Genomic DNA, 9,939 nt, shown 5'->3' on the forward strand with positions numbered 1-9,939 from the left:
ACGAGGGATGGAGGGCGGGGGCGTAGCCATCTGCGGCCGGAAACTGAGACGCGGTCAGCGGCACTGGAGGGTGAAACGCGTGAGGCGGCTGGAGGGTGGGACGCGTGAGGCGGCCGGAGGGCCGTTCGGGCGGGCGACCGTGAGGCGGCCGGAGTGCCGGGCTGGCAGGCGCCCGCCTTCGCCCCGGAAAAGCGAAACGGGCCCGGCCTCGCGGCCGGACCCCTCTCGCTTTCCCCCCGTCGGGTCTTCCCGTTCCCCCCGGACCCCTCCCCCGGAAGTCCCGACGCAGAGTGTGACCGGGCAGGGATGCCAAGGGTTGTACGCCTTGACCATTCCTTTACCAGGGCTTCTGGAAGCGCTCTCAGCAGGCGTGTTCCTGGAAGCGGGAGACCACCTCGGCGAGGACTTCGCCGCCGTCGCGGGCCCAGAGACCCTCGTTGAAGATCTCCACCTCGATCGGGCCGTCGAAGCCGGTCGCCTCGACCAGGGTGCGCAGCACGTGGAAGTCCACGCTGCCGTCGCCGAGCTGGCCCCGGCCCAGCAGGACGCCCTCGGGGAGCGGGGTGATCCAGTCGGCCAGCTGGAAGGAGTGGATACGGCCGCCGGCCCCGGCCCGGGCGATCTGCGCGGGCGCCTGGTCGTCCCACCAGACGTGGTAGGCGTCGACCACCACACCGACCTGCTCGGCCGGGAAGCGCTCGGCGATGTCCAGCGCCTGGGAGAGGGTCGACACCACGCACCGGTCCGACGCGAACATCGGGTGCAGCGGCTCGATGGCGAGGCGGATGCCACGCTCGGCCGCGTACGGGGCCAGCTCGGCGAGGGCGTCGGCGATGCGTTCGCGGGCGCCGACGAGGTCCTTGCTGCCCTCGGGCAGGCCGCCCGAGACGAGGACCAGGGTGTCGGTGGAGACGCCCGCCGCCTCGTCGATCGCGGCGCGGTTGTCGTCCAGGGCGCGGGCGCGGGTCGCCGGGTCGATGGCGGTGAGGAAGCCGCCCCGGCAGAGGCTGGTGACGGTGAGGCCCGCGTCGGCGAAGAGCCGGCCGGCGCGCTCGACGCCGTACTTCTGCACCGGTTCGCGCCAGAGGCCGACCTGGCCGACGCCCGCCTTCGTACAGCCCTCGGCGAGTTCTTCCAGGGACCACTGCTTGATGGTCTCCTGGTTGATGGAGAGACGGCCGACGTTGCTCGGGGTGGTCATCGGGTTCCTCCCTGGACGGTCAGCAGGGCCCGCATCCGGCTCTCGGCCAGCTCGGGGTCGGGGAACAGGCCGAGGCGGTCGGCGAGTTCGTACGCCTTCGCCAGGTGCGGCAGCGAACGGGCCGACTGGAGACCGCCGACCATCGTGAAGTGGTCCTGGTGCCCGGCCAGCCAGGCGAGGAAGACCACGCCCGTCTTGTAGAAGCGGGTGGGCGCCTGGAAGAGGTGGCGGGAGAGCTCGACCGTCGGGTCCAGCAGGTCCCGGAAGCCCTGGGTGTCGCCGGTGTCCAGGACCCGTACGGCGTGCGCGGCGAGCGGGCCGAGCGGGTCGAAGATGCCGAGCAGCGCGTGGCTGAAGCCGCGTTCGTCGCCCGCGATGAGCTCGGGGTAGTTGAAGTCGTCGCCGGTGTAGCAGCGGACGCCGCTGGGCAGCCTGCGGCGCACGTCGATCTCGCGGGCCGCGTCGAGCAGCGAGATCTTGATGCCGTCGACCTTGTCCGGGTGCTCGGCGATGATCTTGAGGAAGGTGTCGGTGGCCGCGTCCAGGTCGGACGAGCCCCAGTACCCCTCCAGGGCCGGGTCGAACATCGGGCCCAGCCAGTGCAGGACGACCGGTTCGGTGGCCTGGCGCAGCAGGTGGGCGTACGTCTCCGCGTAGTCCTCGGGGCCCTCGGCCACCGCGGCGAGCGCGCGGGAGGCCATCAGGATGGCCTGGGCGCCGCTCTCCTCGACGAGGGCGAGCTGCTCCTCGTAGGCGGCGCGCACCTCGGCGAGGGTCGCCGGGCCGGTCAGCTGGTCGGTGCCGACCCCGCAGGCGATCCGGCCGCCGACGGCCTTGGCCTCGGCGGAGGAGCGGCGGATCAGTTCGGCGCCGCCTGCCCAGTCCAGGCCCATGCCGCGCTGGGCGGTGTCCATCGCCTCGGCGACCCCGAGCCCGTGCGACCAGAGGTGGCGGCGGAAGGCGAGGGTGGCGTCCCAGTCGATCGCGGCGGGCCCGTCCGGGCTCACGTCGGCGAGCGGGTCGGCGACGACGTGGGCGGCGGAGAAGACCGTGCGCGAGGCGAGCGGGGAGCCGCCGGGGGCCAGGTCCAGGGGCGTGGTGCGGGGCTCGTACGCCCCGTGCGGGAGGTGGATAGTCACAGCGACAGCTCCGGCACGTCGAAGCGGCGGCCCTCGGCGGCCGACTTCAGGCCCAGCTCGGCGAGCTGCACGCCCCGGGCACCGGCCATCAGGTCCCAGGAGTACGCCTCGTCGAGGACGACGTGGCGCAGGAAGAGCTCCCACTGCGCCTTGAAGCCGTTGTCGAAGGTGCCGTTGTCGGGGACCTCCTGCCACTGGTCCCGGAAGGACTCGGTGACGGGGAGGTCGGGGTTCCAGACCGGCTTCGGGGTGGCCGAGCGGTGCTGGACGCGGCAGTTGCGCAGGCCCGCGACGGCGGAGCCGTGGGTGCCGTCGACCTGGAACTCGACCAGCTCGTCGCGGTTGACGCGCACGGTCCAGGAGGAGTTGATCTGGGCGACGGCGCCGCCCTCCAGCTGGAAGATGCCGTACGCGGCGTCGTCGGCGGTCGCGGCGTAGGGCTTGCCCTGCTCGTCCCAGCGCTGCGGGATGTGCGTCTGGACGTGCGCCTGCACGGTGTTGACCTTGCCGAAGAGCTCGTGGAGGACGTACTCCCAGTGCGGGAACATGTCCACGACGATGCCGCCGCCGTCCTCGGAGCGGTAGTTCCACGAGGGGCGCTGGGCCTCCTGCCAGTCGCCCTCGAAGACCCAGTAGCCGAACTCGCCGCGCACGGAGAGGATCTCGCCGAAGAAGCCGCCGTCGATGAGGCGCTTCAGCTTGAGCAGACCCGGCAGGAAGATCTTGTCCTGGACCACGCCGTGCTTGATGCCGGCGTCCCGGGCGAGGCGGGCGAGGTCGAGGGCGCCCTCCACGTCGGTGGCGGTGGGCTTCTCGGTGTAGATGTGCTTTCCGGCGGCGACGGCCTTCTTGATCGCCTCGACGCGCGCCTGGGTGACCTGGGCGTCGAAGTAGATGTCGATGGTGTCGTCGGCGAGGACGGCGTCCAGGTCGGTCGACCACTCGGTGAGGCCGTGCCGGGCGGCCAGCTCCTCCAGCGCGTGGGCGCGGCGGCCGACGAGGACCGGCTCGGGCCACAGCACGTCGCCGTTGCCGAGGTCGAGGCCGCCCTGCTCGCGGATCGCGAGGATCGAGCGCACCAGGTGCTGCCGGTATCCCATACGACCCGTCACGCCGTTCATGGCGATGCGCACAGTCCTGCGAGTCACGAAAGTTCCCTCCATCGGCCGTAGCAAGCGCTTTCTATCGTGTATGAAGCTAGCCTGCCGACAGCGGCCCGGACAAGAGGGGCGCCGCGAACAACCTCCGAGGAGAACGAGAAACGATGACAGTCACCCTGGCGGACGTCGCGGCACGCGCCCGGGTGTCCCCGGCCACCGTCTCCCGCGTGCTCAACGGCAATTACCCCGTCGCCGCCACCACCCGCGAACGCGTGCTGCGCGCCGTGGACGACCTGGACTACGTGCTCAACGGCCCGGCCAGCTCGCTCGCCGCCGCCACCTCCGACCTGGTCGGCATCCTGGTCAACGACATCGCCGACCCGTTCTTCGGGATCATGGCGGGCGCCGCCCAGTCGGAGATCGGCGTCCCCGGCGACGGCACCTCCCGGGCGGGCGGCGAGAAGCTCGCCGTCGTCTGCAACACGGGCGGCTCCCCCGAGCGCGAACTCACCTACCTCACCCTCCTCCAGCGCCAGCGCGCCGCGGCCGTCGTACTGACCGGCGGCGCGCTGGAAAACCCCGGACACCAGGCGGCGATGGCCGCCAAGCTGGGGCGGCTCGCCGACGCGGGCACCCGGATCGTGTTCTGCGGGCGGCCCCCGCTGCCGGAGAACGACGCGGTCACCGCGGCCCTCACCTTCGACAACCGGGGCGGCGGCCGACGCCTCACCGAGCACCTCATCTCGCTCGGCCACCGCCGGATCGGCTACGTCGCGGGCCCCCTGGAACGCACCACCACCCGCCACCGCCTGGAGGGCCACCGCGCCGCGATGCGGGCGGCGGGACTGCCGGTGGAAGGCCCCGACGGGGACGACCGGCTCACCGTGTACGGCCCGTACGACCGGCGCTCCGGCTACGAGGCCACCCTCGAACTCCTGCGCCGCGAACCAGGGGTGACCGCCATCGTCGGCGCCAACGACTCGGTCGCCCTCGGCGCGAGCGCCGCCGTGCGCGAACAGGGGCTGCGCATCCCCGAGGACGTCTCGGTGGCCGGCTTCGACGACCTGCCGTTCTCCGTGGACACCGTCCCGGCCCTGACCACGGTCCGGCTGCCGCTGTACGAGGCGGGGGCGCGGGCGGGCCGGCTGGCCATGGGCACGGAGAACCCGCCACCCGGCGGCATCGCGACCATCGCGGCGGAGCTGATGGTGCGCGGGTCGACGGCGCCGCCGCGCGGCTGAACGCCCCTCGGGGCGGGCGGCCCCGTTCCAGGGCTCCCGGGACCACGTAGAAAGCGCTGTCTGTACGGTGGTTCACGCATCGGGTTCCGGGCGGTGGGCAGGGGTACGCGTAGCGTCCGGGAGATCGCGTGGATCGCACAGGAGCGACGACGCGGCGGTACGGACCGACGGAAGGAACACGCACGTGAAGCTCGCTTTCTCGACCCTCGGAGTGCCGGGGACGCCGATCGACGAGGTCGTCCGGCTGGCCGTCGAGCACGGCTACCAGGGGGTGGAGCTGCGCGCCCACCCCGAGGAGCCGGTGAACCCGGGGATCCCGGCAACCGAACGCGCCCGGGTGGTGGCGGAGTTCGAGAAGGCCGGAGTCGAGATCCTCACCGTGGCCGGGTACGTCCGGGTCGCGGCCGAGGGGGACGACGAGGCGGTCGTGGCGCAGGTCGCCGAGCTGGTGGAGCTCGCCCACGACCTCGGGGCACCGTACGTCCGGGTGTTCCCCGGCGGCGGCGACCAGGACCCGGAGACCGCCGACGCGACGGCCGCCCGGCGGCTCGGGGCCGCCGCCCCGCACGCCGCCGACCTGGGCGTCACCGTCCTGCTGGAGACCCACGACTCGCACCGGGCCGGAGCCGAGGCGGCCCGGGTCACCGGGACGGTGGGGCACCCGAACGTCGGGGTGATCTGGGATGTGATGCACACCTGGCTGTCGGGCGAGAACCCGGTCGACAGCCAGCTGGTGCTGGCCCCGTACCTCGGCTACGTCCAGGTCAAGGACATCGCCTCGGCCGAGGACACCACCCCGCTCGCGCTCGGCGAGGGCGTGCTGCCGCTGGCGGAGTGCCTGGACACCCTGGCGCCGGACACCTGGGTCTGCTGGGAGTACGAGAAGCGCTGGTACCAGGGCATCCCGGAGCTGCCCGGACTGCTGGCCGCCGGGCGGGAGTTCCTGCTGCGGGTGGGCGCACCGAAGCAGTGACGTGGCGCGTGGGGGCGTAGGCGGTGGCGCGTGGGGGCGTGGGCGGTGGTCACACCCGCGCCCCCTGCACCTCCGGCGCGGCGGCCTGCGGCGCTTCGGTCGCCGCAGCCGGAGGCGGCGGTCACACCCGCGCCCCTTGCACCTCCGGCGCGGCGGCCTGCGGCGCTTCGGTCGCCGTCGCCGGTTTCTGCCACCGGCCGCCGAGCGAGGTGACGGCCACCCCGCCGACCAGCAGCGCCGCCGCGCACCACCGCAGGGGGCTCACCGACTCGTCGAGCAGCAGCGCCGCCGAGGACATCCCGAAGACCGGGACGAGGAGGGTGAACGGCGCGACCGAGGACGCCGGGTGGCGGCTGAGCAGGTAGCCCCAGGCGCCGAAGCCGAAGACGGTGGAGATCCAGGCGACGTAGACGACGGTCCCCGCGCCGGTCCAGTCCATCGCGGCGAGCGCGTCCGAGTCCCGGTCCCAGCCCTCGAAGAGCAGCGAGAGGCCGAGCAGGGGCAGCACGGGCACGGTCGAGACCCAGACCATGAAGTTGAGCGAGTCGGGCGGGGCGGCCTTGCGGGTGAGGACGTTCGAGACGCCCCAGAACGCCGCCGCGGTGATCACCAGCACGAACGCGAGCACCGGGCCGCTCGCCCCCTCGTCGACGGCGGCCACCCCGATCCCCGCGAGTGCCACCGCCATCCCCGCCACCCGCACCCCGCCCGGCCGTTCGCCGAGGGCGAGCGCGGCGAAGAGCGCGGTGAAGACGGCCTGGACCTGGAGGACGAGTGAGGAGAGCCCGGCGCCCATCCCCTGGTCCATGCCGACGAAGAGCAGCCCGAACTTGGCGACTCCGAGCGCGAGTCCGACGCCCACGATCCACTTCCACGCGACCTTGGGCGGCCCGACGAAGAAGACGGCGGGGAGCGCGGCGACCAGGAAGCGCAGCGCGGAGAAGAGGAGGGGCGGGAAGTGGTCGAGACCCAGCTCGATGACGACGAAGTTGACACCCCAGAGGGCCGTCACGAGGACGGCGAGGGCGATGTGGGAGGGACGCATGGCCCGAGCATCACCCGCCCCACTCTTTAGCACCAGCGCGGTTTTCTTCATGGTGGAATTGAGCGTTGCTGAAGAGTCACCCCCACTGGAGGCCAGGATGCTCGATCTCGCCCGTCTGCGCGCCCTGCACGCCGTCTCGGTGCACGGCTCGGTCGCGGGCGCCGCCTCGGCGCTCGGCTACACCCCGTCCGCGATCTCCCAGCAGATCACCAAGCTGGAGCGGGAGACCCGTACGACCCTGCTGGAGCGGCGCGGGCGCGGCATCGCGCTGACCGAGGAAGCCCTCCATCTCGCGTCCGCCGCCCAGGAGTTGCTGACCATCATGGAGCGGACCCAGACGACGCTGGAGGAGCGCCGGGGGCTGCCGACGGGGCAGTTGTCGATCGGCGCCTTCGCCTCCGCCGCGCGCGGGCTGCTGCCGGGCGTACTGGCCGGCCTGGAGCGCGACCATCCCGCGCTGGAGGCCCGGCTGACGGAGGTGGATCCCCATCTTTCGGTGGACCTGGTGGCCAAGGGCGTGATCGACCTGGCCGTCGCGCACGACTGGGACATCGCGCCGCTGCCCGCGCCGGAGGGGGTGGAGCAGGCGGTGATCGGTGACGACCGGTGCGATCTGCTGGTGCCCCAGGGGCACGTGCTGGCGGGGCGGGACGCGGTGCTCCGCGAGGAGCTGGCGCGGGAGCGGTGGATCTGCCAGCCGCCCGGCACGGTCTGCCACGACTGGCTGATCCGGACCCTGCGGGCGGCGGGGTACGAGCCCGACATCCGGCACCTGGCGGAGGAGAACCACACCCAGCTCGCCCTGGTCGCCGCGGGGCTGGGGGTGGCGATGATCCCGCGCCTGGGCCGGGGGCCGCTGCCGGAGGGCGTGGTGGAGGTACGGCTCGACCCCGTACCGGTGCGCAGGCTGTACGCGCTCTGGCGGGCGGGGGCGGCCCGCCGTCCGGCGATCACGGCGGCGGTGGCGGGGCTGCTGGCGCACGGGCGGGCGATCGGGCTGACCTGAGCGGTACGGGCGACCCCGGGCGCGGGCGGGCGATCGGGCTGACCTGAGCGCCGCGGGCGGCCCGAGCCGGCCCCAGGGGCGCGCGGCGGGCTCCTGTGTTCGTTTGCCCGCAATCGTCCGGCGGGGTGGCAGCGCGGCCGGGCCAGGGCCTTGACCGGAAGTTACTTTCCATATATCCGTACCTTCTTGGAAGTTTCTTTCAGTACCGGAAGGGGCTCACGTGCACCACCGCACCTCCAGACGCACCCTCCTCGCCGCGGCGGCGGCGACCGTCGCGGCAGCGGCCACCGGCGCCGTCGCCGTTCCGGGCGCCGCCGCGGCGGACCGGACGGGCTCGGCGGATTCAGGCCCGGAACACTCCCGAGGCGTCCCCGTGGAACGGCTCCGGCGGCTCCTCGCCGGCATGAGCCTCGAGGAGAAGGTCGGCCAGCTCTTCGTGATGCGGGTGTACGGCCACTCCGCCACCGAGCCGGACCAGGCGGACATCGACGCCAACCTCGCCGAGATCGGGGTCCGTACGGCCGCCGAGATGATCGCCAAGTACCACGTCGGCGGGATCATCTACTTCACCTGGGCGCACAACACCCGTGACCCGCACCAGATCGCCGCGCTCTCCAACGGCATCCAGCGGGCCGGGCTCGCCGGTCCGTCGAAGGTGCCGCTGCTGGTCTCCACCGACCAGGAGCACGGCATCGTCTGCCGGGTCGGCGAACCGGCCACCCTGCTGCCGGGCGCGATGGCGCTGGGCGCGGGCGGTTCGCGCGCCGACGCCCGCCGGGCCGCCCGGATCGCGGGCACCGAGCTGGCGGCCCTCGGCATCAACCAGAACTACGCGCCCGACGCCGACGTCAACGTCAATCCGGCCAACCCGGTCATCGGCGTGCGCTCCTTCGGCTCCGACCCGGACTCCGTGGCGGGGATGGTCGCCGCGCAGGTGAAGGGGTACCAGAGCGCCGGGATCGCCTCGACGGCCAAGCACTTCCCGGGCCACGGCGACACCAGCACCGACAGCCACACCGGGCTGCCGGTCATCACCCACACCCGCGAGCAGTGGGCGGAGCTGGACGCCCCGCCGTTCCGGGCGGCCGTCGCGGCGGGCATCGACTCGATCATGAGCGCGCACATCGTGGTCCCCGCGCTCGACCCGTCCGAGGACCCGGCGACGCTGTCCCGGCCCATCCTGACGGGCATCCTGCGCGAGGAACTCGGCTACGACGGGGTGGTGGTGACGGACGCCCTCGGCATGGAGGGCGTGCGCACCAAGTACGGCGACGAGCGCGTCCCCGTGCTCGCGCTGAAGGCCGGCGTCGACCAGCTGCTCAACCCGCCGACCCTGGACGTCGCGTGGAACGCGGTGCTGGCCGCCGTACGGAGCGGTGAGCTCACCGAGGACCGCATTGACGAATCGGTTCTGCGGATTCTGCGACTGAAGGCGAAACTCGGCCTCTTCCAGGACCCGTTCGTCAAGGACTCCCAGGTGGACAAGGTCGTCGGCGCCCGGGCGCACCTGGCCGCCGCCGACCGGATCGCCGAGCACACCACCACGCTCCTCGCCAACCCCACCGGTCTGCTGCCGCTCTCCCGGCGCAGCCACCGGAACATCCTGGTGGTGGGCGCGGACCCGGCCTCCCCGTCGGGTACGACCGGTCCGCCGACCACCACGCTGGCGGCGGAGTTCACCTCGCTCGGCCACACGGCGACGGCCCTGTCCACGGGGACGGCGCCGACCGCGGCGAAGATCGCCGAGGCGGTGGCGGCCGCGGCGGGCAAGGACGCGGTGGTGGTCGGCACGTACAACGTGACGGCGGCCGGCTCCCAGCGCACCCTGGTGAGCGCCCTCGCCGCGACCGGGGTCCCGGTCGTCACGGTGGCGATCCGAAATCCGTACGACATCGCACAGTTGGCGGGTACGGGGTACGCGGCGAGCCTCGCGGCGTACTCCTGGACCGACGTCGAACTGCGCGCCGCCGCACGGGTGATCGCGGGCCACGCCGCACCGGGCGGGCGGCTGCCCGTCCCGGTGCAGCGGGCGGACGACCCCTCGCAGGTGCTGTACCCGGTGGGCTACGGCCTGGAGTACTGAACACCGGCCGGGGCACCGGCCGGGCCGTCCCGGAAACGCGCCCGGCGCGGGCCCGCGGCGGGGGCGGGGGGGCGCGCGGCCCGGGACCCACGTCACCCCGAGGCGACCGGGCTGCGCGGGTGTTGGTTCGCCACCGTGGCCAACCGCGCCT

At 73.3% G+C, this 9,939-nt stretch carries 8 protein-coding genes; 4 read left to right on the forward strand and 4 right to left on the reverse strand.

Going from position 1 to position 9,939, the window contains the following annotated elements; genetic code table 11:
• Positions 1-361: 361 nt before the first annotated feature.
• Genes ACWCWD_RS09410 through ACWCWD_RS09420 form a run of 3 tightly spaced genes read right to left on the reverse strand, consistent with a single transcriptional unit; the run spans position 362 to position 3,488 of the window.
• Positions 362-1,201: a sugar phosphate isomerase/epimerase family protein gene (locus ACWCWD_RS09410; RefSeq protein WP_450771448.1), complete on the reverse strand. Its 840-nt coding sequence runs from the start codon at positions 1,199-1,201 to the stop codon at positions 362-364.
• Complete coding sequence (locus ACWCWD_RS09415) at positions 1,198-2,340, reverse strand: dihydrodipicolinate synthase family protein (RefSeq protein ID WP_450771449.1); 1,143 nt, start codon at positions 2,338-2,340, stop codon at positions 1,198-1,200. Before ACWCWD_RS09415 ends, ACWCWD_RS09410 begins: the two co-directional genes overlap by 4 nt.
• On the reverse strand, positions 2,337-3,488 hold the full coding sequence (locus ACWCWD_RS09420; protein WP_450771451.1) for a Gfo/Idh/MocA family protein: 1,152 nt from the start codon (positions 3,486-3,488) through the stop codon (positions 2,337-2,339). Before ACWCWD_RS09420 ends, ACWCWD_RS09415 begins: the two co-directional genes overlap by 4 nt.
• 116 nt (positions 3,489-3,604) lie before the next feature.
• Here ACWCWD_RS09420 and ACWCWD_RS09425 point away from each other — a divergent pair, with 116 nt between their 5' ends.
• Together ACWCWD_RS09425 and ACWCWD_RS09430 are read left to right on the forward strand one after the other, a co-directional pair.
• Positions 3,605-4,681 carry a LacI family DNA-binding transcriptional regulator gene (locus ACWCWD_RS09425; protein WP_450771453.1) on the forward strand — a complete coding sequence of 359 codons (1,077 nt, stop codon included), beginning with the start codon at positions 3,605-3,607 and terminating at the stop codon, positions 4,679-4,681.
• Between the two features lie 184 nt (positions 4,682-4,865).
• A complete protein-coding gene (locus ACWCWD_RS09430; protein WP_450771454.1) occupies positions 4,866-5,654 on the forward strand; it encodes a sugar phosphate isomerase/epimerase family protein in 789 nt (262 codons plus the stop codon).
• 121 nt (positions 5,655-5,775) lie between these two features.
• On the opposite strand, the gene ACWCWD_RS09435 is transcribed toward ACWCWD_RS09430, so the two are convergent.
• Entirely contained in the window at positions 5,776-6,699 is a 924-nt protein-coding gene (locus ACWCWD_RS09435) for an EamA family transporter (RefSeq protein ID WP_450771455.1), read from the reverse strand.
• Between the two features lie 97 nt (positions 6,700-6,796).
• Between ACWCWD_RS09435 and ACWCWD_RS09440 the strand changes: the two genes are divergently transcribed.
• Together ACWCWD_RS09440 and ACWCWD_RS09445 are read left to right on the forward strand one after the other, a co-directional pair.
• Entirely contained in the window at positions 6,797-7,705 is a 909-nt protein-coding gene (locus tag ACWCWD_RS09440; protein WP_450771457.1) for a LysR family transcriptional regulator, read from the forward strand.
• Positions 7,706-7,925: 220 nt separating this feature from the next.
• Positions 7,926-9,788, forward strand: a complete 1,863-nt coding sequence (locus tag ACWCWD_RS09445) for a glycoside hydrolase family 3 protein (protein WP_450771459.1) — start codon at positions 7,926-7,928, stop codon at positions 9,786-9,788.
• Positions 9,789-9,939: the final 151 nt, after the last annotated feature.

The organism is Streptomyces sp. NPDC001493 (assembly GCF_053597235.1).